This window comes from uncultured Friedmanniella sp. (assembly GCF_964244285.1).
Classification (GTDB): domain Bacteria; phylum Actinomycetota; class Actinomycetes; order Propionibacteriales; family Propionibacteriaceae; genus Microlunatus.
On record NZ_CAXTHT010000002.1, the window covers coordinates 471,809 to 497,103 of the forward strand.

At 71.2% G+C, this 25,295-nt stretch carries 27 protein-coding genes; 14 read left to right on the top strand and 13 right to left on the bottom strand.

Annotation, left to right across the window (positions count from 1 at the left end; genetic code table 11):
• Window position 1: 1 nt before the first annotated feature.
• Window positions 2-514 (bottom strand): hypothetical protein, encoded by a 513-nt coding sequence (locus ACFE7W_RS06510; RefSeq protein WP_375423936.1) that lies wholly within the window; start codon window positions 512-514, stop codon window positions 2-4.
• A 105-nt stretch (window positions 515-619) separates the two neighbouring features.
• Between ACFE7W_RS06510 and ACFE7W_RS06515 the strand changes: the two genes are divergently transcribed.
• Both ACFE7W_RS06515 and ACFE7W_RS06520 read left to right on the top strand, forming a co-directional pair.
• Window positions 620-1,108: a MarR family winged helix-turn-helix transcriptional regulator gene (locus ACFE7W_RS06515; protein ID WP_375423937.1), complete on the top strand. Its 489-nt coding sequence runs from the start codon at window positions 620-622 to the stop codon at window positions 1,106-1,108.
• A 111-nt stretch (window positions 1,109-1,219) separates the two neighbouring features.
• Window positions 1,220-3,028, top strand: coding sequence for an AMP-dependent synthetase/ligase (locus ACFE7W_RS06520; RefSeq protein WP_375423938.1), 1,809 nt, complete (start codon window positions 1,220-1,222; stop codon window positions 3,026-3,028).
• Between the two features lie 31 nt (window positions 3,029-3,059).
• Here ACFE7W_RS06520 and ACFE7W_RS06525 read toward each other — a convergent pair whose 3' ends face one another.
• From ACFE7W_RS06525 to ACFE7W_RS06535, 3 genes are all read right to left on the bottom strand, one after another.
• Window positions 3,060-3,746: a sugar transferase gene (locus tag ACFE7W_RS06525; protein ID WP_375423939.1), complete on the bottom strand. Its 687-nt coding sequence runs from the start codon at window positions 3,744-3,746 to the stop codon at window positions 3,060-3,062.
• Window positions 3,747-3,953: 207 nt separating this feature from the next.
• A complete protein-coding gene (locus ACFE7W_RS06530) occupies window positions 3,954-5,024 on the bottom strand; it encodes a ScyD/ScyE family protein (protein WP_375423940.1) in 1,071 nt (356 codons plus the stop codon).
• Window positions 5,025-5,106: 82 nt separating this feature from the next.
• On the bottom strand, window positions 5,107-6,087 hold the full coding sequence (locus ACFE7W_RS06535) for a S66 peptidase family protein (RefSeq protein ID WP_375423941.1): 981 nt from the start codon (window positions 6,085-6,087) through the stop codon (window positions 5,107-5,109).
• A 321-nt stretch (window positions 6,088-6,408) separates the two neighbouring features.
• Between ACFE7W_RS06535 and ACFE7W_RS06540 the strand changes: the two genes are divergently transcribed.
• Genes ACFE7W_RS06540 through ACFE7W_RS06555 form a run of 4 tightly spaced genes read left to right on the top strand, consistent with a single transcriptional unit; the run spans window position 6,409 to window position 9,835 of the window.
• Window positions 6,409-7,290 (top strand): ABC transporter ATP-binding protein, encoded by an 882-nt coding sequence (locus tag ACFE7W_RS06540; RefSeq protein WP_375423942.1) that lies wholly within the window; start codon window positions 6,409-6,411, stop codon window positions 7,288-7,290.
• Entirely contained in the window at window positions 7,287-8,102 is an 816-nt protein-coding gene (locus tag ACFE7W_RS06545) for an ABC transporter permease (protein WP_375423943.1), read from the top strand. Before ACFE7W_RS06540 ends, ACFE7W_RS06545 begins: the two co-directional genes overlap by 4 nt.
• A gap of 21 nt (window positions 8,103-8,123) precedes the next feature.
• On the top strand, window positions 8,124-9,233 hold the full coding sequence (locus ACFE7W_RS06550; RefSeq protein WP_375423944.1) for a sensor histidine kinase: 1,110 nt from the start codon (window positions 8,124-8,126) through the stop codon (window positions 9,231-9,233).
• On the top strand, window positions 9,230-9,835 hold the full coding sequence (locus ACFE7W_RS06555; RefSeq protein WP_375423945.1) for a response regulator: 606 nt from the start codon (window positions 9,230-9,232) through the stop codon (window positions 9,833-9,835). The genes ACFE7W_RS06550 and ACFE7W_RS06555 overlap by 4 nt, the downstream gene beginning before the upstream one ends.
• Window positions 9,836-9,899: 64 nt before the next feature.
• On the opposite strand, the gene ACFE7W_RS06560 is transcribed toward ACFE7W_RS06555, so the two are convergent.
• The 4 genes from ACFE7W_RS06560 to ACFE7W_RS06575 all read right to left on the bottom strand — a co-directional run bounded on the left by ACFE7W_RS06560 (window position 9,900) and on the right by ACFE7W_RS06575 (window position 14,098).
• On the bottom strand, window positions 9,900-10,691 hold the full coding sequence (locus ACFE7W_RS06560; protein WP_375423946.1) for a DeoR/GlpR family DNA-binding transcription regulator: 792 nt from the start codon (window positions 10,689-10,691) through the stop codon (window positions 9,900-9,902).
• A gap of 42 nt (window positions 10,692-10,733) precedes the next feature.
• Window positions 10,734-11,636 carry a carbohydrate ABC transporter permease gene (locus ACFE7W_RS06565; RefSeq protein ID WP_375423947.1) on the bottom strand — a complete coding sequence of 301 codons (903 nt, stop codon included), beginning with the start codon at window positions 11,634-11,636 and terminating at the stop codon, window positions 10,734-10,736.
• A 1-nt stretch (window position 11,637) separates the two neighbouring features.
• Entirely contained in the window at window positions 11,638-12,591 is a 954-nt protein-coding gene (locus ACFE7W_RS06570) for a carbohydrate ABC transporter permease (protein WP_375423948.1), read from the bottom strand.
• Between the two features lie 178 nt (window positions 12,592-12,769).
• Window positions 12,770-14,098, bottom strand: a complete 1,329-nt coding sequence (locus tag ACFE7W_RS06575; protein ID WP_375423949.1) for an extracellular solute-binding protein — start codon at window positions 14,096-14,098, stop codon at window positions 12,770-12,772.
• A 357-nt stretch (window positions 14,099-14,455) separates the two neighbouring features.
• Between ACFE7W_RS06575 and ACFE7W_RS06580 the strand changes: the two genes are divergently transcribed.
• From ACFE7W_RS06580 to ACFE7W_RS06595, 4 genes are all read left to right on the top strand, one after another.
• Window positions 14,456-15,217: a Type 1 glutamine amidotransferase-like domain-containing protein gene (locus ACFE7W_RS06580; RefSeq protein WP_375423950.1), complete on the top strand. Its 762-nt coding sequence runs from the start codon at window positions 14,456-14,458 to the stop codon at window positions 15,215-15,217.
• 62 nt (window positions 15,218-15,279) lie between these two features.
• Complete coding sequence (locus tag ACFE7W_RS06585; protein ID WP_375423951.1) at window positions 15,280-16,521, top strand: hypothetical protein; 1,242 nt, start codon at window positions 15,280-15,282, stop codon at window positions 16,519-16,521.
• 58 nt (window positions 16,522-16,579) lie between these two features.
• Window positions 16,580-17,419, top strand: a complete 840-nt coding sequence (locus ACFE7W_RS06590; RefSeq protein ID WP_375423952.1) for an acyl-CoA thioesterase — start codon at window positions 16,580-16,582, stop codon at window positions 17,417-17,419.
• Window positions 17,420-17,428: 9 nt separating this feature from the next.
• The gene (locus ACFE7W_RS06595) at window positions 17,429-18,478 is read left to right on the top strand and encodes an NAD(P)-dependent alcohol dehydrogenase (protein ID WP_375423953.1); all 1,050 of its coding nucleotides are present in this window, start codon (window positions 17,429-17,431) and stop codon (window positions 18,476-18,478) included.
• Window positions 18,479-18,487: 9 nt separating this feature from the next.
• On the opposite strand, the gene ACFE7W_RS06600 is transcribed toward ACFE7W_RS06595, so the two are convergent.
• The gene (locus ACFE7W_RS06600; RefSeq protein ID WP_375423954.1) at window positions 18,488-18,916 is read right to left on the bottom strand and encodes a globin; all 429 of its coding nucleotides are present in this window, start codon (window positions 18,914-18,916) and stop codon (window positions 18,488-18,490) included.
• An 84-nt stretch (window positions 18,917-19,000) separates the two neighbouring features.
• Between ACFE7W_RS06600 and ACFE7W_RS06605 the strand changes: the two genes are divergently transcribed.
• Entirely contained in the window at window positions 19,001-19,432 is a 432-nt protein-coding gene (locus ACFE7W_RS06605) for an OsmC family peroxiredoxin (protein WP_375423955.1), read from the top strand.
• A gap of 5 nt (window positions 19,433-19,437) precedes the next feature.
• Here ACFE7W_RS06605 and ACFE7W_RS06610 read toward each other — a convergent pair whose 3' ends face one another.
• A complete protein-coding gene (locus ACFE7W_RS06610; protein WP_375423956.1) occupies window positions 19,438-20,052 on the bottom strand; it encodes a mechanosensitive ion channel family protein in 615 nt (204 codons plus the stop codon).
• A gap of 108 nt (window positions 20,053-20,160) precedes the next feature.
• Here ACFE7W_RS06610 and ACFE7W_RS06615 point away from each other — a divergent pair, with 108 nt between their 5' ends.
• Window positions 20,161-21,075: a DMT family transporter gene (locus tag ACFE7W_RS06615; protein ID WP_375423957.1), complete on the top strand. Its 915-nt coding sequence runs from the start codon at window positions 20,161-20,163 to the stop codon at window positions 21,073-21,075.
• Window positions 21,076-21,100: 25 nt separating this feature from the next.
• Here the strand turns inward: ACFE7W_RS06615 and ACFE7W_RS06620 are convergent, their stop codons facing one another.
• From ACFE7W_RS06620 to ACFE7W_RS06630, 3 genes are all read right to left on the bottom strand, one after another.
• Window positions 21,101-22,168, bottom strand: coding sequence for a hypothetical protein (locus ACFE7W_RS06620; protein WP_375423958.1), 1,068 nt, complete (start codon window positions 22,166-22,168; stop codon window positions 21,101-21,103).
• Between the two features lie 452 nt (window positions 22,169-22,620).
• A complete protein-coding gene (locus ACFE7W_RS06625) occupies window positions 22,621-23,013 on the bottom strand; it encodes a YybH family protein (protein ID WP_375423959.1) in 393 nt (130 codons plus the stop codon).
• A 76-nt stretch (window positions 23,014-23,089) separates the two neighbouring features.
• Window positions 23,090-24,040, bottom strand: a complete 951-nt coding sequence (locus tag ACFE7W_RS06630; protein WP_375423960.1) for a response regulator transcription factor — start codon at window positions 24,038-24,040, stop codon at window positions 23,090-23,092.
• 203 nt (window positions 24,041-24,243) lie between these two features.
• Between ACFE7W_RS06630 and ACFE7W_RS06635 the strand changes: the two genes are divergently transcribed.
• Window positions 24,244-24,444 (top strand): hypothetical protein, encoded by a 201-nt coding sequence (locus tag ACFE7W_RS06635; protein ID WP_375423961.1) that lies wholly within the window; start codon window positions 24,244-24,246, stop codon window positions 24,442-24,444.
• Window positions 24,445-24,494: 50 nt separating this feature from the next.
• On the top strand, window positions 24,495-25,127 hold the full coding sequence (locus ACFE7W_RS06640; protein ID WP_375424219.1) for a hemerythrin domain-containing protein: 633 nt from the start codon (window positions 24,495-24,497) through the stop codon (window positions 25,125-25,127).
• Window positions 25,128-25,295: the final 168 nt, after the last annotated feature.

Consider the following 25,295-nt stretch of genomic DNA (forward strand, 5'->3'; position numbering starts at 1 on the left):
CTCAGACCCCCGTCGTCGAGCCGGGCCGCAGGATCATCAGCACCACCACCGCCACCCACAGCAGGGAGAAGACGCCCGTGACCATGCTCAGCCGGTGCAGTCGCCCGAGCAGCGTGCGGCCGCCGTCGGCCACGGGCCCGCCCGCGCGCGGCAGGTCCAGCAGCACCGCCCGTTGGGCGGGCAGCAGAGCGGCGGCGAGCACGGCGGCCGCGGCCACCGTCAGCACGAGAGAGCTGAGCACCCAGGCGTCGCCCAGCACGTGCATCGCTGCGCCCGTCCCGATGCCGAAGACCGGCACGGCCAGCGCGGGAACGGCGTAGCCGCGGCTGATCCGGTGCATCGCCAGAGCGGTCGCCCGGGCGGACTCGGCCGGCACCGGGTCGGTGCCGCCGACCCCACCGGACCGGGTCAGGGACAGGCGCGCGTAGCGCGGGAAGACGCTGGCGGCGACGGTGATCGGTCCGACGAGCAGGATGGCGGCGACCACGTGGACGGTGAGCAGCACGACCTTCACCCGGAGCTCCTTTCGGTTCCGCGGACTCTGATGACCTCAAGTTACAGTATGACTGAAACTTGGGTCCAGCCCGAGGCCGGTTGGCGGAACGGCAGACTGTCTGCGATGAGTGACGACAGCGACCAGCCCCCGGGCCCGCCCGCCCGGGCAGCCGGACCTCCGGCCACACCGGAGCTCGCCTTCCTGCTGATGGCGCTGGGCCGACGCGTCCGTGGCCAGGTCGACGACGCCCTCACCGCGTTCGACCTCTCCTACCGGCACCTCTCGGTGCTCGGGCACCTCTCCCGGGATCCCGACCTCTCCTACAGCGAGCTCGCCCGACGCGCGGGCGTGACCGCCCAGAGCATGCAGGCGACCCTGCGGCACCTCGAGCAGACCGGGGCGGTCCAACGGCACAGCCCGCCCGGGAAGGGTCGGCGTGCGCAGCTGCGGGTCACCGAGGTCGGGACGCTCCGGCTACGACAGGCGATGGCCGAGGTGGTCGGGGTGGACCGTCGGCTGACGGAGCGGTTGAGCGCCGAGGAGCGCCGTGCGGCCACCGAGGCGCTCGCCCGGCTGCTGAGCAGTCTGGTCGACGCGCCGGCTGATCGATAACGGCTGGGGTGTCGGACGGGCGTGGATTCGTTACGCTCAGGTGACGCCCGGGCGCCGGCTGGTTCCCAGCCGCACCGCGGGCCGAGCCGAACCCAGAGCAAGGTGGAGCGCATGACCGAGTCGACCCTGCTGGCTGCACGCCACCCGAGCATGGCCGCGATGTTGCTCGCGCAGGTCGACAGCTCGGGCGCCAAGGAGGCCTTCCGCTACCGCGAGGGCGAGCGCTGGGTCTCGCTGACCTGGGAGCAGACGCGGACGCGGGTCGTCGACCTCGCGGCCGGGCTGATCGCCCTCGGCGTCGGGTCGGAGGACCGGGTCGCCATCGCCTCCGGCACCCGGATGGAGTGGATCCTGGCCGACCTGGCGGTGATGTGCGCCGGTGGCGCCACCACCACCGTCTACCCCAGCACCCAGCACGAGGACGTCGCCTACATCCTCAGCGACTCCGGCTCCACCATCGTCTTCGCCGAGGACGAGGTGCAGGTGTCCAAGGTGCTGGACCACCTCGACGACCTGCCGCAGCTGTCGGTGGTCGTTCAGCTGAGCGGTGCGGTGGGCCACGACCGGGTGATCAGCTGGGCGGAGCTGACCGAGCGCGGCCGCGCCCACCTGGCCGCCCACCCGTCCGCGGTCGACGACGCCGTGGCCGCCATCCAACCCGAGCACCTCGCCACCCTGATCTACACCTCCGGCACCACGGGGCGGCCCAAGGGCGTCCGGCTGGTCCAGGACAACTGGACCTACCTCGGCGCCGCGCTCGAGGAGTTCGACATCATCGAGCCGGGTGACCTGCAGTACCTGTGGCTGCCGTTGAGCCACGTCTTCGGCAAGGTCCTGATCGCGGCTCAGCTACGGATCGGCTTCGCCACCGCCGTGGACGGCGACATCGACCGGATCGTGGAGAACCTCGGGGTGGTCCGCCCCACCTTCATGGCCGGTGCGCCCCGGATCTTCGAGAAGGTCAGGGCCAAGGTCATGACCTCGGCCACCTCCGGGGTCAAGGGCCGGATCTTCGACTGGGCTTTCGCGGTCGGGCGCCGGACCAGCCCGATCCGGCTGGGGGGCCGCAAGCCGACCGGCCTGCTCGCTGCGCAGTACGCGGTGGCCGACCGGCTCGTGTTCAGCAAGATCAAGGAGCGGATGGGCGGCCGGATCCGGTTCTTCGTCTCGGGCTCCGCGGCCCTGAACCGCGAGGTGCAGGAGTGGTTCTACGCCGCCGGGCTGTTGATCCTGGAGGGCTACGGCCTGACCGAGACCGGTGCGGCCTCCTGCGTCAACAACCCGCGGGCCGTCCGTTTCGGCACGGTCGGTCCGCCGGTGCCGGGCACGAAGATCAAGATCGCCGGGGACGGCGAGATCTTGATCAAGGGCGGTGCCGTGATGCGTGGCTACCACCACATGCCCGACGCCACGGCGGAGGTGATCGACGCCGAGGGCTGGTTCGCGACCGGCGACATCGGTGAGCTCGATGATCATGGGTACCTGCGGATCACCGACCGCAAGAAGGACTTGATCAAGACCTCCGGCGGCAAGTACGTGGCTCCGCAGAAGGTCGAGGGAACGCTCAAGGCCGCCTGCCCGTACGTGAGCCAGGTGCTGGTGCACGGTGAGGGCCGCAAGTACATCACCGCCCTGGTGACCCTCGACCTCGAGGCGGTGCAGGAGTGGGCCGGTGGCCACGGCCTCGCCCAGCGCGGAGATGATCTTGTCGAGTCGGCGGAGGTGCGCCAGCTGCTCGAGGGCTACGTCGCCCAGGCGAACAAGAAGCTGGAGCGCTGGGAGACGGTCAAGAAGTTCGAAATCCTGCCCAGCGACCTGAGCGTGGAGGAGGGCGAGGTCACGCCCAGCCTGAAGGTCCGACGCAAGGCCGTGGAGAAGAAGTACGACCACCTGCTCGCGAGCATGTACGAGGCCGTCTGAACCGACCTCACCCCGAGCGCCGGTCGACTGGTCAGGCCGCCCCGCGCCCGGAGAGCACGGCCCCCACGGTGCGGCCGAGGATCGAGGCGTCCAGGGCCGGTGAGCACCGGTCGACGTAGGCCAGGTCCAGCCGTACGGACTGGTCCTCGTCGAGGTCGGAGCGGCCGCTGACCTGCCACAGCCCGGTGAGACCAGGCCGGACCTCCGCCCGACGACGGGCCGCAGGTGGCATCCAAGCCACCTCCGCGGGCAGGTGCGGTCGCGGGCCGACCAGCGACATCGTGCCGTTCAGGACGTTGAGCAGCTGCGGGAGCTCGTCCAGTGAGAGCCGGCGGAGCACGCGACCGAGCGGGGTGATGCGCGGGTCGGACCTGATCTTGAACAGGTGATGAGCGCCTTCGTTGGCGCCCAGCAGCTCGGGCTTGAGCGCTTCGGCGTCAACGACCATCGAGCGGAACTTGTAGATGGTGAACAGAGTGCCCCGCCGGCCGACCCGGGTCTGCCGGAAGAGCACCGGACCCCCGTCCTGCAGCGCGATCGCCAGGGCGATGGCGGCGATCAGCGGTAGCAGGACGAGCAGGCCCAGGAGCGTGGCCACCAGGTCGAAGCCCCGCTTGGCGTGGTCGGGCCACCAGCCGGTCACCGGAGCCGCGGTCGTCGTCTCGACGGCGGTCGAGGTCGCGGTGGAGGGCCGGTCGAGAACTGCGCTGACGGTCATCTGCTGGGACTCCCTCGGAAGGCTGTCGTGAGCCCCCGTGGCCCACTCCCAGCAGGGTGCCGAGCCGACCTCGAGACGAGATCGGCCTCGGCTCACGCGTGGTCACAGAACTTCGTCAACGTTCGTCGCGGGACCAGCCGTTCCTCAGGACTTGAGTCCCGAGCCCCCGGGCGGACCTCAAGGTCTGCTCAGGGGCCCGGGATCGGTTCAGCGCAGCCGGACGATCGTCCCCGGCCCCGCGTCGCTGGCGAAGGTGCCGGCGTACAGGTGGCCGCGGCCGGACTCCACCGAAACCACGCCCGGCAGCGACTTGTACAGCCTCGGCCCGCCGTGGCTGACCGTCGACACCTGGCCGGCGTAGTACTCCGACACGTAGATCCTGCCGCGGTAGAGCGCCAGGTTCGTCGGCCCGCCGAAGCCGGTGGCCACGCGGTGACTGGTCCCGTTACGGGGGTGCACCCGGTACACGCTGCCGCGAGCGCCGATCTCCGGGCCGCCCGGCAGCGTGGTGACGAAGACATGACCGTGCCGACCCACCTCGACGTCGGTGGGTACCGGCTCGAAGTTGTACGTCGTCCCGATGACGCAGTCCGGCACGTGCAGGCTGGCGGCGATCTGGGCGGTGATCACCAGCGGCTGGACGGGCAGGACGGCCAGCGTCGAGACCCTGCCGCGGGCGTCGACCTTGAGCAGGTCGTTGCCGCCGGCGTCCGCGACGATCCAGGAGCTGCGCCCGTACGCGGCCACCGAGTAGGGGTGGGAGTCCTTCTCCCCCGTGTAGGTGGCGGGTCCGCCTGTCGCGGCCGCGACGGCCGCCGTGACGCAGGGGTCGGTGCTGGTGGTGCCGTAGGTGTTCCGCTTGTCCGGGTTGCGTCGGGACTCATAACCGGCCAGATCCACGGTCAGCCTCGAGCCGTACGGGCCGAGGATGTGCAGCGTGCCGTGTGCATTCACCTCCGGCGATGAGTGCTCGGCGGTGGTGTAGGCGGTGTAGCGGCCGTTGTTGGAGATCGCGACGCCCGCGACCTCGCCACCGCTGCCGGGTCCGGTCGCGATGGTGCGCAGCTTGTTGCCTCCGAGCACCTCCGACAGCGTCGAGGTACCGCCGTCGGCGACGAGCAACCGGGAGCCGTGGACGGCCAGGTTGAAGGGCGCGACGACCTTGGTACTGATGGGCGCCGCGGTGCGGGCTGGCGCGTGAGCGGACGCCGAGACAGGCGTGACCGCGAGCAGGGCCGCGGCGCCGAGGGCCGCGTAGGTGAGCTTCCTAACGGACAAGTCAATCCCCTTTGATCGAGTCGGACGGCGCTCATCTTCGTCCGACCGGGCAGACGCGTCCACGGATTCGCTCAGGCAATTCTCAGTGCTGTGTCAGGCGGAAGTGGGCCCGCCCGCCGTCCACGACGAGCTCGGCGCGCCCGCCGATCGGCAGCGTCATGAGTGGGTGGGTGTGTCCGACGTCGACGTTGGCCAGCACCGGCACCCCGAACGGCAGGCCGGCCCGCTCGACGATCTGCGCGAGCAGGTCCCGGGTGAGGCCGCTGGCGCCCTGGAAGCGGCCGACGACCACGCCGGTGATGCCCGCGGCGTCGGGCAGCTGGAGCAGCGAGGTCAGGTCGCGGGCGAGCTGCGCGGGGAAGGTGAGCGCGTCGTCCTCGACCACGAGCAACGCCCCCTCGAGCGAGGGCCGGTACGGACCGCCCTGCAGCAGGTTGAAGGTGCAGAGGTTGCCGCCCACGATCCGGCCGGCGGCGCTACCGGGGCGCAACGCCCACCAGCCCTCGTTGGGCTGCGGGTGCCGGTCGTCCTGGTCCAGGAACCAGAGGTCGTCGGTCCAGCTCGACGACGCCGTCAGCTCCAGGGGCTCGTCGCTGAAGAGGGCGGCCTCGAACCAGTCCAGCGTCTGCTGCAGGTGGTCGCGCATCCCGAAGGTGGACCAGTGCGGGCCGGAGTAGGTGACCAGGCCGGTCCGGGCCAGGATCGCGTTCTGCAGCGCTGTGATGTCGGAGTAGCCGCAGAGGACCTTGGGGTGGGCCGCGACCAGCGCCCAGTCCAGGTGCGGCAGCAGCTCATGGGAGTTGAAGCCGCCGATCACGGTCATGATGGCCGCCACGTCGGGGTCGGCGAACGCCTCGTGCAGGTCGGCGAGGCGGGAGGCGACCGGGCTCGAGTCGAAGTCGTCGCGCTCGTCCACGTGGGCGCCGTAGGTGAGCCTCAGCCCGAGGGCGGCGAACCGCTGCTCGATCAGCGCCGTGTGGTCGTGCTCGGTCACCATCGACCGGCTGCGGGAGGGGGCGACCACCCGCACGGTGTCACCACGGCGCAGCTTCGGCGGGAACACCGATGCCCAGGCGGTCGAGGGAAGGGGGGCGGTCGAGGGAAGGGGGGCCGTCGGGGGAAGGGGGGCGATCGGGGGAACGGGGGGCGGTGCCGGGAGCTCCATCTGGGCATCGTGCCGTCGAACGAGGCCCGGCGCACCCGGATTACCGCCCTGACATTCGTCACCCCGCGGTCGTGACGAGCGGGGCAGGCGCGGGGCCGGCGCGAGGGCGAGGCTGAGGGCATGCCCGCTTCCGACCTCGCCGCCGCCCGACTACCCGCCGTCCGACCTCCTGCTGGTCGACTCCCGGCCGTCGGACTCCCCGCCGTCCGACTTCAGCGCGTGACCAAGAGCTTTGGCGCCGTCCAGGCCGTCCGCGGCATCGACCTCGAGCTCGAGCAGGGAGAGATCGTCGCCTTCCTCGGACCCAACGGCGCCGGCAAGACCACGACCATCGACATGGTCCTCGGGCTGTCGGCCCCCAGCAGCGGCGAGGTGGACGTGCTCGGCCTGCAGCCCCGGCAGGCCATCGCCCGCGGCCTGGTCTCGGCGGTGATGCAGTCCGGCGGCCTGCTCAAGGACCTCACCGTCAAGGAGACGGTGCGCTACACCGCCAGCCTGTTCGCCGACACCACGCCGGTCGGGGAGGTGATGGACCGTGCCGGCATCACCGCGATCGCCGATCGCAAGGTGCGCAAGTGCTCGGGCGGTGAGCAGCAGCGGCTCCGCTTCGCCATGGCCCTGCTCCCCGACCCGGCCCTGCTGCTGCTGGACGAACCCACCACCGGGATGGACGTCGAGGGTCGCCGCGCCTTCTGGTCGGCCATCCGCGGCGACGCCGAGCACGGCCGGACCGTGCTCTTCGCCACCCACTACCTCGACGAGGCCGACCAGTACGCCGACCGGATCGTGCTGATCAGCCAGGGCCGGATCGTGGCCGACGGCACCGGTTCGGAGATCCGCGCCCTGGCCTCGGGCCGTACGGTCCGCGCCCTGCTGCCCGACGCCGACGTCGCCGCCCTGTCCGCCCTCGGCGGCGTCGACGGGGTGGAGGTCCGCGGCGACACCGTGATCGTGCACGCCCTCGACAGCGACGTCGTCGCGCGCTACCTGCTGACCGAGACGGCGGCCCGCGAGCTCGAGATCACCTCGCACGGGCTCGAGGACGCCTTCCTCAGCCTCACCGGCCAGCCCCGCACCGCCACCCTGGAGGACGCAGCATGAATGCCACCACGACCGGTAGCACCGGAAACACGAGCACCAGCGCCGCCGACCCGACCGTCCGCCGCGTCCCCCGGCTCGGTGGCTTCAGCCTGACCGTGCTGGGCATCGAGCTGCGCCGGATGCTGCGCAACCGGCGCACCGTCATCTTCACCCTCGTGCTGCCGGCCGCCCTGTTCTTCTCCTTCGGCGGCAGCGCCGGCTGGGACGCCGAAGCCGGCCGCGGGAACGTCGCGGCCTACATCCTGGTCTCGATGGGCCTCTACGGGGCGGCGGTCACCGCGGCCGGCGGCGGAGCCATGGTGGCGATGGAACGCGCCGTGGGCTGGTCGCGTCAGCTGCGGCTGACGCCGCTGAAGCCGGCCGTGTACGTCGGCATCAAGGCGTTGCTGGCCCTCGTGCTCGGGGCCATCGCCATCGCGGTGGTCAACCTCGCCGGGATCGTCCAGGGCCACCCGTCGATGCCGCTGCACATCTGGATCGGCTGCGCCCTGCTCACGCTCGTCTGCACGTTGGTCTTCGCCGCGCTCGGCGTCTTCGTCGGTTACCTCGTCCCGGGGGAGAACGCCATGCAGTTCCTCGGCCCGGGCCTGGCCCTCTTCGCCTTCCTCGGCAACGTCTTCATCCCCCTGGCGGCCGGCAGCGCGATCTACCGGGTCGCGGAGTGGACGCCGATGTTCGGGGTGGCGGAGATCAGCCGCTGGCCGCTGACCGACGACCTGCCCTGGACGGCGGTGGTCAACGCGGTCGTCTGGTTCGCGCTCTTCGTCGCCGGCGCGGCCTGGCGGCTGAGCAAGGACACGGCCCGGGTCTAGGTGAGCACTAGCGTGAGGGAGGTGGGAGCGACTCAGCCGGTGCAGCCGGATCCCCCGGCGACGAGCCGGATCGGCCCGTTCTTCGCGGCCATCTGGCTGTTCTTCCTGCTCGAGCCGTTCCTGGCGGGCTGGGCCCTGCGCACCGAGGCCCGCGGCGTCGCGGCGATGGCGGCCACCGTGGCGTTCGGGGCCGTGTACCTGTCGCTCTGGATGCACGGCCGTCAGCTGCGGCACCGGTTGGTGAAGAACCCGCCGGTCGTCCTGGCGGCCGGCTACGTCGCGGCCCTGGTGGTGCTCGGCTCGCTCGTGGTGGCGCTGCTGGGTGAGGCGGGCATGACCTGTGCGGTCTACGTCGGCGTGGCCTGCGTGATGGTCTTCCCGTTGCGGCTGGCGGGTCCGATCGTGCTGGTGCTGACGGTGGGCGTCGCGGTCTCCGGCACCCTCGAGCCCTGGGGCAGTCAGGTGGGTAACGCTTTCTCCGTCCTCGCCGGGTCTTTCGCCATCGTCGGGCTGCGGGCGGTGATGAGCCGCAACATCGACCTGCTTCGCGCCCAGCAGGTCAACGCCTCGCTGGCGGTGGAGAACGAGCGGAGCCGCTTCGCCCGCGACCTGCACGACATCCTCGGCCACTCGCTCACCGTGATCACGGTCAAGGCCGAGCTGGCCCAGCGGCTGCTGGACGTCGACCCCGAACGTGCCCGGGCCGAGGTGGCCGATCTGGAGCGCCTCTCCCGGGACGCCCTGGCCGACGTCCGGCATGCGGTGGAGGGATACCGCGAGCTGACCCTGCCCGGGGAGATCGCCCGGGCGCGCACCGTCCTGGACACCGTCGGGGTGCAGGCGCAGGTCCCCGGCTCGGCGGACGAGGTGCCCACCGAGCTGCGCGAGCTGTTCGCCTGGACGATCCGGGAGGGCGTCACCAACGTCGTGCGGCACGCCGGGGCCCGCTCCTGCTCGGTGCTGCTCACCCCGACCAGCGTCGAGATCCGCGATGACGGTCGCGGCTCGCCGCCTGGCCCGGTACGAGGCTCAGGTCTGGCCGGGCTCCGCGAGCGGGCGGCCGCGGCCGGCGCCATCGTGGTCACCCGCTCGCTCGAGCCCGGCTTCTCGCTGCGGGTGGTGCGGCCGTGATCCGGCTGCTGCTGGCTGATGACCAGGCCCTCGTCCGCGGAGCCCTGGCCGCCCTGCTCGGGCTGGAGTCCGATCTCGAGGTGGTGGCCCAGGTGGGCTCGGGGGAGGAGGTCGTGGCGGCCGCGCTGGAGCACCGGCCGGACGTGGCCCTGCTCGACGTCGAGATGCCCGGGCTGGACGGGATCGCCGCCACCGCGCGGCTGCGGATGGCCGTCCCGGCGACCCGGGTGCTGATTGTCACCACCTTCGGCCGGCCGGGCTACCTCCGGCGCGCGCTGCAGGCCGGTGCCTCGGGGTTCGTGGTCAAGGACACCCCGGCCGCCCAGCTGGCCGACGCCGTCCGCCGGGTGCACGCGGGGCTGCGGGTGGTCGACCCCGCGCTGGCCACCGACAGCCTGGTCGCGGGGGAGTCGCCACTGACCGCGCGCGAGACCGAGGTGCTGCTGGCGGCGCGCGACGGGGCCCCGGTGGCGGTGATGGCGCGGCGGCTCTTCCTCTCCGAGGGGACGGTCCGCAACCACCTCTCGGCCGCGATCGGCAAGACCGGCTCGACCAACCGGGCCGAGGCCGTGATCACCGCCGAGGGCAACGGCTGGCTCTGAGGACGCGACCGGCCCGCAGATCCTCGACCGACGTCCTCGGCACCGGCTCCAGGCGACTAGCCACCTAGGCGAGCACGTCTGTGACCACGAGCTCGGGGAGGATGGACTCGGCGCGGAGCGACTGCAGGCCCTCGGCCGACGGTTGGCCGGCGACCATCAGCAGGTCGACTCGGTCCAGGGTGGCGAACTGGACGAAGGCGGAGTGGCCGACCCCCTCGGCCCCGACGACCACCACGACGCGCCCGGCCGTGGCCACCACGGCCGCGTTCACGGCGGCGGCGGCGGTCGTGTCGGAGGTCAGTCCGGACTCCACGCTGATTCCCGACGTCTCGACGACGGCCACGTCGACTCTGAACCGCGCCAGCTCCTCGAGCGCCCACTGACCTTCCTGGCCGCCGCTCGAAGGAGACACCGTCCCGCCGACCAGGTACACCCGCAGCGACGACGGTCCCCGTGACAGGTCGTTCGCCGCGTAGAGCGACGTCGTGACGACGGTGAGTCCGGGTGGGCCGGGCGGATCATGGACGGCCGCCTGGGCCACCGCGGGGATCAAGGGTCCCGTACCGAGGGTGATGGCGCCGGTGCGTGGCAACCGGGCCCAGACCCGCCTGCCGAACTCGGTCACCTCGGCGGTCAGGAGAGAGGGGTGGTGAAACCCCGGGCTCGGTGGTGCCGAGTCGACGGGGATGGCCCCACCGTGGACCCGGTGGAGCCTCCCGGCTGCCTCGAGCGCCCGTAGATCACGTCGGATGGTCTCCTGGGTGACGCCGAGGACATCGGCGGACTCGGCGACGACGATGCGGCGATCGCGGTTCAACCGGGACAGCAGCACGCCGTGACGTGCAGCAGCCCTCACCGAGTTCGACCCCATCGGACCGCCTCCGGGCGCCGGAGGCGGCTACTTGACCGCGCCCAGGGAGAGGCCTTGGACGAGTTTGTCCTGGGCGGCGAAGCCGGCGATCAGCACGGGGAGCGAGACCGCGGTGGCCGCGGCGCACACCTTGGCCAGGAACAGGCCCTGGGAGGTGACGAAGCTGGTCAGGAAGACGGGTGCGGTCTGGGCGACGATGCTGGTGAGGGTGTTGGCCAGCAGCAGCTCGTTCCAGCTGAAGATGAAGCAGATCAGGGCGGTCGCGGCGATCCCGGGAGAGATGATCGGGACGATGACGCTGCGGAGGGTGCGGATGAGCCCGGCGCCGTCGATGGCGGCGGCCTCGAAGAGCTCGACGGGGATGTCGGCGAGGAACGACCGCATCATCCAGACGGCGATCGGCATGTTCATCGCGGTGTAGAGGATGACGATGAAGTTGATGTTGTCGAGCAGGCCCAGGGTCTTGGCGATGATGTAGAGCGGCAGCAGCCCGGCGACGGCCGGCAGGAACTTGGTGGAGAGGAAGAAGAACATGACGTCGGTCCACTTCTGCACCGGCCGGACCGACAGCGCGTAGGCGGCCGGGATCGCCAGGACGATCACCACGATCGTCGACACGATCGACGCTGTTGCCGAGTTGATCAGCGGCGGCCAGGGACTGGCTCCCGAGGAGGCGCCGAAGAACTCGCGGTAGCCGTCGAGGGTCAGGGGAGCGAAGAAGCTGGGCGGGTTGGTGGCCGCGTTGGTCTCGCTGTGCAGGCTCGTGAGCAGCATCCAGACCACGGGGAAGACGAAGATGATCCCGATCACCCAGGCGGCGAGGCCGGCGACGGTGTTGCCGCGACGGGAGCCGAGACCGCGGGCGCGGGCGTTGGACTTCCGCCGTGCCTTCGCGATGGCTGTCGGTGCGGGGGCCAGAGCGGTCGTCATCTCAGTTACCTTCCTCGAACAGGCTGGACACGGTGCGCAGGGCGAAGGTGGCGATGATGATCGTCCCGATCACCACGATGACCCCCTGGGCGGACGCCAGACCGTAGTCCTGGGCGTTGTAGAGCGTCTGGTAGATCGTGTAGGGCAGGTTGGCGGTGCCGTAGGCGCCGCCGGTCATGGTGAAGACCGAGTCGAACTGCTGGACGATGTAGATCGAACCGAGCAGGCCGCCGAGCTCCAGGTAGCGACGCATGTGGGGGAAGGTGATGTTGGCGAAGGTCTGGAACGGGCCGGCACCGTCCACGGAGGCGGCCTCGAGCACGTCCCCCGGGCGCGACTGCAGACCCGCCAGCAGGATCAGGGTCATGAACGGCGTCCACTGCCAGACCAGCTCGCCCATGATCGCCAGTCGCGGGAAGTCGGTGATCCAGTCGGGCTGGGGGGCATCAGGCCCGAGGAACTGGTGCAGGAGTCCGTTGAGCAGACCGTACTCCGGGTTGTAGATCGCGTGCTTCCACAGCAGGGCCGCTGCCACCGGCACGACGAGGAACGGCGCGATCATCATGGTGCGGACGATGCCGCGGCCGATGAAGTTGCGGTTGAGCAGGAGTGAGATCCCCAGGCCGAAGGCGAGCGAGACCAGCACGACGGTCGCCGTCAGCAGGATCGTGAAGAACACGCTGGAGCGAAGGCTGGGATCGGTGAAGACGGTGGCGAAGTTGTGCAGCGTCCCGAACGCGATCTCGTCGGGGTAGTTCGCGTTCCAGTTCGTGAACGAGATGGCCAGCGTCGCTACGAACGGGAGCTGGGTGATGATCACCACGAACGCGAGTGCCGGTACCAGGGGCGCCCGTCGGGCCCACCCCTTGGCGTCGGTCCACCGGCTGACGAACCCGGGATCGGGAGGAGGCTCGGGCGTGGCCGGTGGTCGTTCGATGGTGGCGGCTCGTGACATGGCGGTCTCCTCTGACGGCACTTCGGGTTGGGCTGGTGGTCCAGCCACCGGGTCTGGCGACAGCAGCCGCCGACCGGGCGGGGCGTCCGGCGGGCCGGCTACGTCGGTGAGGCGGCGCGCCAGCTCCGGGGTGGGTGTGCCTGAGCGGATGGGTACCCAGGCACACCCGGTCTCCGGCCTACTTGTTCTTGTACTTGTCCCCGGCCGCCTGCGCGAGCTTCTGGCCGCTGTCGAGCGCCTCGTCCACGGTCCTCTTGCCCGCGATCACCCCGGAGACGTCCTGGGAGATCTTGGTGGCGAAGTCGGTGAACTCGGGGATGTCGACGAACTGGATCCCGACCGTCGGCCGCGGCTGGACGCCGGGGTTCGTCGGGTCGGCGCCCTCGATGGCCTTCTTCGTCGGATCGGCGAACGCGGCGGCCGCTTTGATGTAGTCGGCGTTCTGGTAGGTCGACTCGCGCTTCCCAGCGGGCACGGTGGCCCAGCCGTCCTGGGCCCCGACCAGCTCCTCGTACTTCTGCGAGGAAGCCCAGGAGATGAACTTCCAGGCGTCGTCGGCCTTCTGGCTCTTCTTCTCGATCGCCCACGACCAGGCGTACAGCCAGCCGGAGGACTTGGTCTCCTTCACCGGGGCCTGGACGTAGCCCATCTTGCCCTTGACCGGAGAGTCAGGGCCTTCGAGCGACCCGGCCGCAGACGTGGCGTCGTACCACATGGCGACCTTGCTCTGCTCGGTCGCGGTCAGGCATTCGGCGAACCCCGCCTGGGCCGCACCCGCCTCGCCGTGAGCCTTCACCAGGTCGGTGTAGAAGGTGGTGGCGTCCTTGAACGGCTGCGCGTTGACCTGGGCGTTCCAGTCCTTGTCGAACCAGGTGCCGCCGTAGGTGTTGACCACCGTCGTCAACGGTGCGAACACCTCACCCCAGCCCGGCAGACCACGCAGGCAGATCCCCTTCATCCCCGGCTCCGCGCCGTCCATCTTCGCTGCGGCCGCGGCCACCTCGTCCCACGTCGGCGTCTCGCTGAACTTCACGCCCGACTTCGCGGCGATGTCCTTGCGGTACATCAAGAACGAGGACTCGCCGTAGAACGGCTCTCCGTAGAGCTTGCCGTCCGGTCCCTTGAGCGAGGCGGTCATCGCCGGAAAGATGTCCGCCTGGTTGAAGGCGGTGTCGGACTTGTACGCGGCGATCTCGTCCAGGGGGGTCAGCCAGCCGTTCTTGGAGTAGAACGGGATCTCGAAGTTGCTCAGGGTCGCCACGTCGAACTGGCCCGACTGGTTGGCGAACTCCTGCGCTGCCTGGTTGCGCATGTCGTTCTCCGGCTTCACGGTGAAGTTGACCGTGACCCCGGACTCCTTCTCGAAGTCACCGATGTGCTTCTGCAGGGCCAACATCTGCGGGTTGTTGACCATCAACACGTTGATCGAGTGGTCAGAGCTGCCGCCGCCCCCACCGCCGCCGGTGTTACCGCCGCCGGCACCACTGCACGCGGCAGTGGCAGCCACCAGTAGGACGCAGCTGGCAATGCCGGCCGTTCTGAGCGTTGAACGCATGAGTGGATGGACCTCCTCGGTTGGGCAGCGACGATCGAGACGACCGTGGTGCGTTGATCTGCGGTCGGGCTGTCGATCTCTGCGAGGCAGAGGCAGGCTCGCCATGACCGATCATCTGGCAGAAATAGCCGGTTGGTTGTGTGTTGGAAGGCTAGACCCATCCTTGGTGCCCGGTCCAGTGGTTCCTGGGCGTTGATCCTCGTCTTTGCCCGAGTTGCGGGTCTCGAAGCCGGAGGCGACCGGCACCGTCGGGTGAGCACCACCACCAGGTCCTCCGCCGTCGGGCCGGAGAACCCTAGGATCGGTCCTGTGAGCGCCGACGCCCCGACGATCCTGGCCACCTCCGGCGGGCTCGTCGAGGGCCGCCGCACCCGCTACGCGCTGGGTCCGCTGACCGAGTACGCGCTCGACCTGACCGGGGTGTCGGGCCGGGCGCCGCGGATCTGCTTTCTGGCCACGGCGTCGGGGGACAACCCGGCCGTGCTGGGCTGGCTGCACGAGGCCGCCCAGCTCCGCGGCCTGCAGTCCTCGCACCTGGCGTCGTTCCCGATGCCCAACGTCGAGGACGCGACTGCTCACCTGCTCGAGCAGGACCTCGTCTTCGTGATGGGCGGCAGCGTCGCCGGGCTGCTGGCGATGTGGCGGCTGCACGGCTACGACGCCTCGCTGCGCACGGCCTGGCAGGCCGGTGTCGTGCTGACGGGCATCTCGGCCGGGTCCATCTGCTGGCACGTCGGCGGCACCACCGACTCCTTCGGCCCGGACCTGCGTCCGGTCACCGACGGCCTGGCATTCCTCCCGTTCTCCAACGGCGTGCACTACGACTCCGAGGCGAGGCGGCGGCCGCTGTTCCAGAGCCTGGTCGGGCGGGGCGTGCTGCCCGCCGGCTACGCCACCGACGACGGGGTGGGGGTCCTCTACCGCGGGACCGAGTTCGTCGAGGCGGTCAGCGAGGAGGACGGCAAGGCCGCCTACCGGGTGGAGGCCGGGCCGGTCGAGGGCGGGGCAGGCGGGGGCGGGGCGGGCGGGGGTGCGGCCGTCGAGACCCGGCTCGAGACCCGACGGCTCTGAGGAGTCGGTGGACCCCGTTGCGAAGACGGGCTATCGACCTCTAGGGTCGGCAGGGCTCGGCCGTGACCACCCCCCACCTCACCCGGAGCCACCCCATGCGCCTTCGTCGCACCCCTGCCCTCGCCGTCGCCGCGGCCGCCCTGCTGCTGCCGCTCGCGCTCGTGCCGCGGGCCGACGCCGCCCCGACGGCGAAGGGGACCAGCCACCGGAACGTCTCGGTCTGCGCCACCGCCGGGCCGGGCAGGGCCGGCTGCCTCGCGATCCGTCGGGACGCGATCGACACCGCGGGCCAGGTCGTCCACCAGAGCCGGACAGCCGCGGCGGCCGCGGCCCCGAGCGGTCTCGCTCCGGCGGACATCCAGTCCGCGTACAAGCTGCCCGCCGCCACGACGGCGACGCCGGCCGGCCCGACGGTGGCCATCGTGGACGCCTACGACGACCCGAAGGCCGAGGCCGACCTCGCGGTCTACCGCAAGCAATACGGGCTCCCGGCGTGTACCACGGCCAACGGCTGCTTCCGCAAGGTGAACCAGAACGGCGGCACCACCCCGCCGAAGGCGAACGGGGGCTGGGCGCAGGAGATCTCGCTCGACCTCGACATGGCCTCTGCCGCGTGCCCGAGCTGCAAGATCCTGCTCGTCGAGGCCTCCAGCGCGTCGTTCGCGAACCTCGGGACCGCGGTCAACCGGGCCGCCACCCTGGGCGCGAAAGCCATCAGCAACAGCTACGGCGGCAGCGACAGCTCCGCCTCCAGCGCCTACGACCACCCCGGGATCGCGGTGGTCGCCTCCACCGGTGACGCCGGCTACGGGGTCGAGTCGCCGGCCTCGTACCAGACCGTGGTCGCGGTCGGCGGCACGTCGCTGAAGAAGTCGAGCACGACCCGCGGCTGGACCGAGACCGCCTGGAGCGGGGCCGGCTCGGGCTGCTCGACCATCAACACCAAGCCGAGCTGGCAGACCAGCGTGACCGCGTGCAGCCGCAAGGCCAACGCCGACGTCTCCGCGGTCGCCGACCCCAACACCGGCGTCGCCGTCTACGACTCCTACGCCTACCAGGGCGTCTCGGGCTGGCTGGTCTTCGGCGGGACCAGCGCGTCGGCGCCGATCATCGGCAGCGTCTACGCCCTCAGCGGCCGGACCAGCGGCTACCCGGCCTCCTACACCTGGAGCCACGCCAGCGCGCTGAACGACGTGACCAGCGGCAGCAACGGCAGCTGCTCGACCACCATCTGGTGCACCGCCCGGTCCGGCTGGGACGGTCCGACCGGTCTCGGCACGCCGAACGGCCTCACCGCCTTCTAGTGATGATCAGCAGGCTGCGGGCCGTCTGAGAGGCGGGGTCGTCTGAAAAGATGCGGGCGTGACCCGGCACCACTACTCCTGCCCGATGCGCTGGGGCGACATGGACGCCCAGGGCCACGTCAACAACGCGGCGTTCCTGGACTACCTGCAGGAGGGTCGGGTCGACTTCCTGCTGAGCGGCCCGCCCGAGATGGGGCAGCTGCTGGAGACCGGCGTGCTGGTGGTCGGTCACCAGGTCGAGTACCTCGCGCCGGTGGTCTTCTCCGAGCGGCCGCTCCGGCTCGAGCTGTGGGTGGACGAGGTCGGGGCCAGCCGCTTCGCCATCGGGTACGAGGTCTGGGACGGGGACGTGCTGGCGGCCCGCGCCCGGACGACGGCCACGCCGTTCGACCTGGCGGCGGGCGCGCTCCGACGGCTGAACGAGGTCGAGCGCCGCTGCCTGACCGCGGCGATGGACGCCGCCGTCCCCCTGCGCGAGCTGGCCCGGGTGCCGGTGGCCGAGCCGGCGCACCGCTACCGGTTGGCCGTGCGCTGGTCCGACCTCGACTCCTACGGCCACGTCAACAACGTGAAGTTCTACGACTACATCCAGGAGGCGCGGATCGCGGTGATGGTGGCCACGCTGCACTGGCGCCCCGAGGACAGGTGGGTGGTGGCCCGACAGGACCTGGAGTACCGGCGGCCGGTCGACTTCCGGCCCGCGCCGTACGAGGTCCGGACCTGCGTCACCGCGCTCGGCCGCCGCTCGTTCACCCTCGCCGCCGAGATCCGCGACCCGGACGACGGGATGGTCTTCGCCACCGCGCGGACCGTCGTCGTCGGCCGCTCACCGCTGGCGGGGGAGGAGCGGGCGGCCCTGGCTCGGTGGGCGGTCCCGGATGTCGGTGACCCTCACTAGGCTGCCGACATGACCATCACCTCGACGCCGAGTGACCAGACCAGAGCCGTCCTGCTGCGCGAGCACGAGATCGCCGTACAGCAGGCGCCCGTGCCGCAGCCAGGCCCGAACCAGGTGCTGGTCGAGGTGGCCGCGGTCGGCATCTGCGGCTCGGACGTGCACTACTTCGAGCACGGCCGGATCGCCGACTTCGTGGTCCGGGAGCCGCTCGTCCTCGGTCACGAGGGTTCGGGCACCGTCCGGGCCGTCGGCGAGGCGGTCACCGACCGGACGGTCGGCCAGCGGGTCGCGATGGAGCCGCAGGAGACGTGCGGCCGCTGCACCCAGTGCCTGGCCGGCCGCTACAACCTCTGCCCCGACGTCGTGTTCTTCGCCACCCCGCCGGTCGACGGTGCCTTCGCGCAGTACGTGGTGCTCGACAGCATCCGGGCGCACCCGGTGCCCGACAGCCTCTCCGACGAGGCCGCCGCGCTGATCGAGCCACTGTCGGTGGCCGTCTGGGCGGCGCGGAAGGCCGCGATCGAGCCGGGGGACCGGGTGCTGGTCACCGGGGCGGGGCCGGTCGGGCTGCTCTGCGCCGACGTCGCCCGCGCCCGGGGGGCCACGTGGGTCGGGGTCAGCGACACCAACGACCACCGGCTCGAGGTGGCGCTGCAGCGGGGTGCGAACGCCGCCGTGAACGCGATGGCCGGCCCGCTGGTGGAGCAGGTCGACCCCGTCGACGTGATCCTGGAGTGCAGCGGCGCGACGCCGGCCGTCCAGGCCGCCTTCGCGGTCGCCGCGCCCGCGGCCCGGATCGTCATGGTCGGCATGGGTGCCTCCGACATGTCGCTCCCGGTGGCCACCATCCAGGTGCGTGAGCTGGTGGTGACCGGGGTGTTCCGCTACGCCAACTGCTACCCGGCGGCGATCGCGCTGGCCGCGAGCGGCGCCGTGGACCTGGACTCCCTGGTCACCGGACGCTTCGGGATCGAGCAGGTCACCGAGGCGCTCACGGCCTCCCGCAGCGACCCGAACAGTCTCAAGCCGGTCGTCTACCCGGGGGTCGACCGCCGCTAGCGGGGCGCCCTAGAGCTGCAGACCCCGGGCCGCGCCGGCCGGCCCGTCGAGGGAGTTGACCATCGAGTGCGCCGCGCGCTCGAGATAGCTCCACAGCTCGGTGGCCTGCGCCGGCGCCAGCTGGTCGAGGGAGTCGACTGCGTCCCGCATGTGCCGCAGCCAGCGGTCCCGCATGTCCAGCGTCACCTCGAAGGGCATGTGCCGCATCCGCAGCCGGGGGTGGCCGCGCTGCTCGCTGTACGTGGTCGGGCCGCCCCAGTACTGCTCGAGGAACATCCGGAACCGCGTCTCGGCGTCGGTCAGGTCCTCCTCGGGGTAGAGGGCGCGCAGCGGGGGGTCGGAGGCCACGCCCTCGTAGAACCGGCGAACCAGAGCCACGAAGGTCTCGTGGCCACCGACGGCGTCGTAGAAGGTCTGCAGAGGTGCTGGCTCGGTCATCGCCGTCCATCATCCCTCTGGCAGAGTGGTTCGCGCACACCCGATCCCGGTCCACCCGAGCTCAGTCACCACCAAGGAGAAGTCATGGCAACCGTCCGCACCGCAGAGGCGCACTGGGAGGGCTCGTTGATGGAGGGCCAGGGCGAGGTCGAGCTCGTCACCTCCGGCGTCGGCAGCTTCGAGGTCAACTGGGCCTCGCGCGCCAACGAGTCCGACGGCAAGACCAGCCCCGAGGAGCTGATCGCCGCCGCCCACTCCACCTGCTTCTCGATGGCCCTCTCCCACGGCCTCGCCCAGGCCGGCACGCCGCCGACGTCCATCGACACCACCGCCGACGTCACGTTCGTGGCCGGCCAGGGCATCACCGGGATCAAGCTGACGGTGAAGGGCGTCGTCCCCGACCTGACGCCGCTGCAGTTCGAGGAGGCGGCCCAGGACGCCAAGGCCAACTGCCCCGTCTCCCAGGCCCTCACCGGCACGACGATCACCCTCGAGGCCTCTCTCTCCGAGGCCTGAGCCGCTCAGGGAACGGGTTCGGGCTCGGCCGGGCGCCCGGCCGAGCCCTGGGAGAAGTTGCCGACCCGGAGCACCTCGCCGTTGCGCACGTACCAGACGGTGTCGTCGTCGTCGCGGAGCGAGGTGACCCGCAGGCCGATCGCCTCGACCCGTCCGGACGCCTTCTCCATGTCCACCCAGTCTCCGACGCCCAGCTGGTCCTCGATCAGCATGAAGACGCCGGAGATCAGGTCCTTGACGACGTTCTGCAGGCCGAAGGCCACGGTCACGGCCACCACCGAGGTGCCGGCCACGATGGTGGTGACGTCGAAGCCGAGCTCCCCCAGCACCATCAGTGCGGTGACCAGGACGATCAGGAACGTGACGGCGCTCCGGGCCAGCGAGCCGAGGGCCGAGATCCGCGCCTCGCGTCGGTTCGCGGGCAGGCTCGTCGCGTCCAGGAAGGCCTGCGTCGCCCGGAAGTGCGACCGTGGCTGACGGCCGACCGCCTGCCGGACGGCCCGGTTGATCAGCCGGTGCGTCACGGCGCGGGCCACCGCCGCCAGGATCAGCAGGAACAGGATTCGCAGCGGGACGAAGAGTGCGGTCTCGGTCAGGTTGGTGGGGAACCAGTCGGGCATGCGTCCAACCCTAAGTCGACGGGCACCGGTGCCGATGTCGCGATCCCTGCGGTTCCTGGCCGGTAACCGGGTGGTGCGGCGGCTGCCCGACCCAGCAGAGTGGGCCGCGTGGACGAACCTCCGAACGGCCGGCTGCTGCTCGCGGTCGGCATCACCGTGCTGGCCTGGGCGTCGGCGTTCGTGGTCATCCGCTACGTCGGCCCGCACTTCGCGCCCGGATCGCTGACCCTGGGCCGACTGCTCGTCGGCAGTGCCGTGCTCAGCGTGTCGATGGCTGGTCGTCGTCGGGTCCGCCTCGACCGCCGCGAGTGGTCGCTGGTCGCCCTGATCGGGGTGGCCTGGTTCGGGGTCTACAACATCGCCCTGAACGCGGGCGAACGGCGCGTCGACGCCGGCACGGCCGCGATGCTGATCCAGCTGGCGCCCATCCTGATCGGTGTCCTCGCCGGCCTGGTCCTGGGGGAGGGGTTTCCCCGGATGCTGGTGCTCGGTGGCCTGGTCGCGTTCGCCGGCACGCTGGTCATCGGAGTCGCCTCAGGCGCCGGCGGCGGAGCGACCAGCTCGGGCGGCGCGACCACGAACGTGGTCGGGGTGCTGCTGGTCCTGCTGAGCGCCGTCGTCTACTCGGTCGCCATGGTCGCCCAGAAGGTGGTGCTGCGCCGGCTGCCCGGGCTGCAGGTCACCTGGCTCGCCTGCCTGGTCGGAACCGTGGCGACGCTGCCCTTCGCCGGGACGCTGGTGCGCGAGGTCGCCGTCGCCCCGACCCGGTCGGTACTCGGCGTGGTCTACCTCGGCGCCGTGCCCACCGCCCTGGCCTTCTCCACCTGGGCCTACGCGCTCAGCCGCACCAGCGCCGGACGGCTGGGTGTCACCACCTACGTCGTCCCGCCCATCGCCATCGCCTTGGCCTGGCTGTGGCTGGGCGAGGTCCCCGCCCTGCTCGCCGTCCTCGGCGGCGTGCTGTCCCTGGTTGGCGTGGCCATCGCGCGTCGGCCCTCGCGCACGCCTGCCCCGGGCGCCTGAGCCGGGCGTGACGATCCACGCAGGGTCACCTCAGTCGTGCCGGTGACCAGTCCGGGGACGAGCCCCCCCGGATGGCCAGGCGCGGCGCGGGTGAGGAGCAGTTCCCGGCGTTGCGCTTGATCCAGATCCCGGTCTTCCCGGCCCACGCGAGCGCGGTGGAGTCGGGGGACCACGTAGGGCTGGCGTGTGCGGCTTCGCCGTTGGTGTAGCAGGTGTACCGCGGAACGGCCGGCGGCGCTCCCTTGCGGGCGTTTCCGGTCACGCGGTACCAGATGATCGCCGAGGTGGCCCGGTAGCCACGGACCTCGGCGAGCCAGTGGCCGTTGCGGGAGAGCTCGCCGTCGGCGAGGTCGGTGCTGGGAAAGGTGTAGTCGTGGTCGTCGAACCAGTGCCGGGGGTCGTCCTTGAGGTCCTGGAGCATGACCTGGGAGTTGTAGCCGCCGGTCTGGAGCGTACGGCCGTTTCCGATCCAGCTGGCCGCACGGTAGTAGGTCGAGCGGCCGGCGTGGCTGCGGTGGGTGGCTGAGGTGTAGCCGGTCGCGTAACGGGTGAGGCAGTCGGCACCGATGGGGCAGCTGTAGCGGACGTAGCTCCAGGCGATGGTCCTGCCGTTCGGCGAGATGGCGACGTCGTTGACGGCCCCGTCCATGGCCTCGCCGGCGGTGTTGATGAGCCGGGGCGGGTTGATCGTGTCGAGGACCCTGCCTCGCTGGGTCATCCGGATGATCAGCGGGCCGCGGGCGACCGCGATGACGCCGTGGTCGGACTCCGACGGGGAGTGGTAGGCGTGGGCCCGGGCGCCGTTCTTGGTGACCTGACGGGCGTGGCTGCCGTCCCCGCGGGCAATCCACACGTTGTGGCCCTTGATGAACACGATCGAACCGGAGACGCCCGCCTTACGGGCCGAGACGACCGTTCCCGCGGCGGCCGCGGTCGTCGAGGGTGCGAGGTTTGCGAGGTTGGCCGCTGACGGCAGGGTCGGCGCGGCGGCCCCGACCGCGGCCGGGACGATGAGGATGGCGGCCGGCACCAGGGAGGCGGTGATGAGCCGGCGGGCCAGGGTCGAGTTGACGGCAGGGCGTGGGGTGGGCATGGCAGGTCCTTGGGCTCTGGTGTGGCGGGTGAGGGTCAGCTGGTCGAGCGACTGGTCCGGGAACCGGGGGGCTGGTCGTGCGGCGCGGGCTGTGGATGCGGCTCGAGGACGGTGCCGGCCGCCGTCGCCTCAACCCGGACGGGATGGCGAGGTGGAGTCCTCGACTGCCGGTGAGCGCGCCGCGCCGCGGCGGCGGCCGGCGTCCCCGTAGGTTGGTCGGGGCGCCGCCACACCCCCGTGGTGGCCGAGCTCGACAGCCTCCGGGGGCGGTCGATGGGATCTGGCCGAGTCCAGCAGAGCCTCCACCGCTGCGAGCAGACGCCGCCAGCAGGACCGGGGACTCCTCGCTGGCATCCGCGTCGAAGGGTCATCGGTCGAGGGGAGTGGGCGGTCGACGCGCGGCGTCTGGTCCGTGGAGCGGGTACCCGGGACAGCCCGGCGCGCTACCGGTCTCACGCGAACATGGGGTCGTCGATCACCAGCTTCCACGTCCCGTCGGGCTGACGCCGGGAGACCTCGGCGGTGGTGCCCTGCTGCCGGACGACCGTTCCGTCCGGCAACACCATCTCAGCGGTCCAGCTCGCCGAGCTCAGCGCGATGTCGTCGGTGACGAAGAGCTTCCGAGTGCTGCCGTCGATTCGCCGGATCGCGTCGGTCAGGCCGACCATCATGGCGTGCATCGCCTCGGCTCCGGTGCACTCGGCGCCGTCGAGCTGCACGGCGATGCCGCCCGAGTCATACATCGCCACCAGCGTGGCGACGTCGTGGGCGTTGGTGGCCTTCAGGAACAGGTCGTGGATCTGGTCGGGGGCGGTGATCACGCCGCTTGCTGCTGGTTGATTCATACCGCAATCCTCGAGGCGGCGGCACCTTCGCCACCATCCCAGGTTTGTGGGGATCGAGCCGCTCAGCCAGGCCAGCTCAGGTGAGGATGAACTGACCGACGAGCTCGCGTCGGCTGCTGACTTCCAGCTTGGCGAAGATCGCCTTGAGGTGGTCCTGAACGGTGTGCGGGGAGAGGTAGAGACGGCTCGCGATGTCCTTGGTGGAGGCCCCCTGCAGGACGAGGGCGACGACCTCCTGCTCGCGCACGGTGAGGCCACGGGCCGCGATGGCCATCTGTCCGACGACGGCAGGGTCGGCCCGTTCGATCGTCAGCACGACCGCGGCCCCAGTGGGCCCCTCGCCCAGGGGCATTGCCCGCACCTTGAACCACCGGCCCGACGATGCCGGGACCTGCGCCTCAGCGGGAGCCCGGAGGCTTCGGGACGAGGCGGCGACCATCATGGCGCTGGCCGGTAGTGACCCGTGGTCCCAGCCGCCGAGCTCCTCGATCACCGTATCCGTGGCGGTGCTCATGTCGGTGACGCGGTCCTCGCCGTCGAGAACCATCACCACGGGCGTCCCGGCGCCGGCGATCGGGGAGGGGTGACCGGCGAACAGCACCCGCCGGACCCCGTCGGAGATGGCCTCGTGCAGCGACGCCACGAGCCGCCCGTCCGCCGGGGTGAACGACGGCTCTCCCCCGGCACGGTAGAGCGCGAGGAGACCCCAGGTCAGCTGGGGCCCCCGGCAGACGAGCCGGAGCTCGTCGGTGAACCCGAACTGCGGCGCCATGTACTCCCTCAACCGCCGGCACAGCATCGGTTCGCCCCCGGTGTCGACCGACAGCAGACCGACCGGTGGCTGGCGGCCCGCGAGCTCGACGAACTGGTTGATGTCCGGACCGCCGTACTCCGAGGCGGCGAACTCCTGGTCGCCCACCGGCAACGGGTGCGACTTGTACGCCGCGTTGATCAACCCGTTGGCCGGATCGGTGGTCGCCAGGCAGGCGAAGGCGAACGGCACGTCCTCAGCCACGGTGTCGAACACGACTCGCGCCAACGTCTCGATGTCCGGGCAGCGTGCCGTCGCAGTCTGCAGCCGGTCTGCCACGGATCTGGTTCGTGCTCGGGAGGTCCGGACCATGTGCTCATCGTGCCCGATCACCGGACGTCGACGCACGGGCTCAGTGCTGGATTCTCCCCAGAAAGCTGGGATGGTCCGAGGACGCATCCGCCGGGAGCCTGGTGGGCATGACCACGACGTCCAGCGACCCGTTCCACGCCTGGTGGAGCACCGAGCACGACCACTCCCGCCGCTGCTGGTGGAACTGGGAGGTGGGCCGATGGGTCTGCCCACCCAGGGTCAGCTCCGCCGCAGCCGTTGCGGCCGCCCCCTCGACCTCTCCGGCCGGCTCGGCCGGGCGGCACGCGGCCGGTCAAGGGCAGGCATGAACGCCTCCGCACCACCTCGGCCCGACCAGCCGTTGGTCGACGTCCGGGATATGGTCGTGGTCCACACCGCGATGCTGCGCGAGTTCCGGCTCGCGTCAGCGGCTGTCGCGCGCACCCTGACGAGTGAGAAGAAGCGGGTACGCCTGGTCAGCCGTCACCTCCGATTCCTGTGCGATCTCCTGCACCATCACCATCAGGGTGAGGACGACCTCCTCTGGCCCAAGCTGCGGCAGCGGACGCAGCCGGCCGCCCTTCAGGTGATCGAGGAGGTCGAGGCTCAGCACGAGGACATCGACGCCATGTTGGGTCGGGTCGAACAGTTCCGGACAGCGTGGGCCGAGGACCCCGGCACGTCGAACCGCGATCGGCTCGTCGAAGCGCTGACGGACCTGTACGCGGTGCTTCGCGACCACCTCGAGCTCGAGGAGCGCGTGCTGCTGCCGCTGGCCGCGACAGTGCTGACCACCGAGGAGTGGCATGCGGTCGGTGCAGCTGGTGCTGCCTCGATCCCGAAGCCGGCCCTGCCGCTGGTCCTGGGCATGTTCGCCTACGAGGGCGACCCGGTGGTGGTCGGGGGGATGCTGAGCAGCGCACCCCTGCCCGTCCGCGTCCTGGTTCCCCTGATCGGGGCTCGCGCCCACGCCCGGCGCGCGAGACAGATCCACGGCACCGCGCGACCCTGAGCGCTCCGCCCTCCCCGAGCACAGCCAGGGGGGCCCAGAGGGGCGGCGGGGCCGGGTCAGCGGGGGCGCAACCTGGTCGGGCGTACCGGTAGGGCTAGCCGGAAGCCTTGGTCGCGCCGTGGTGCGGGCGTCCGATCACAGTTCGCACCCTACTTCCGCCGTCCGTCC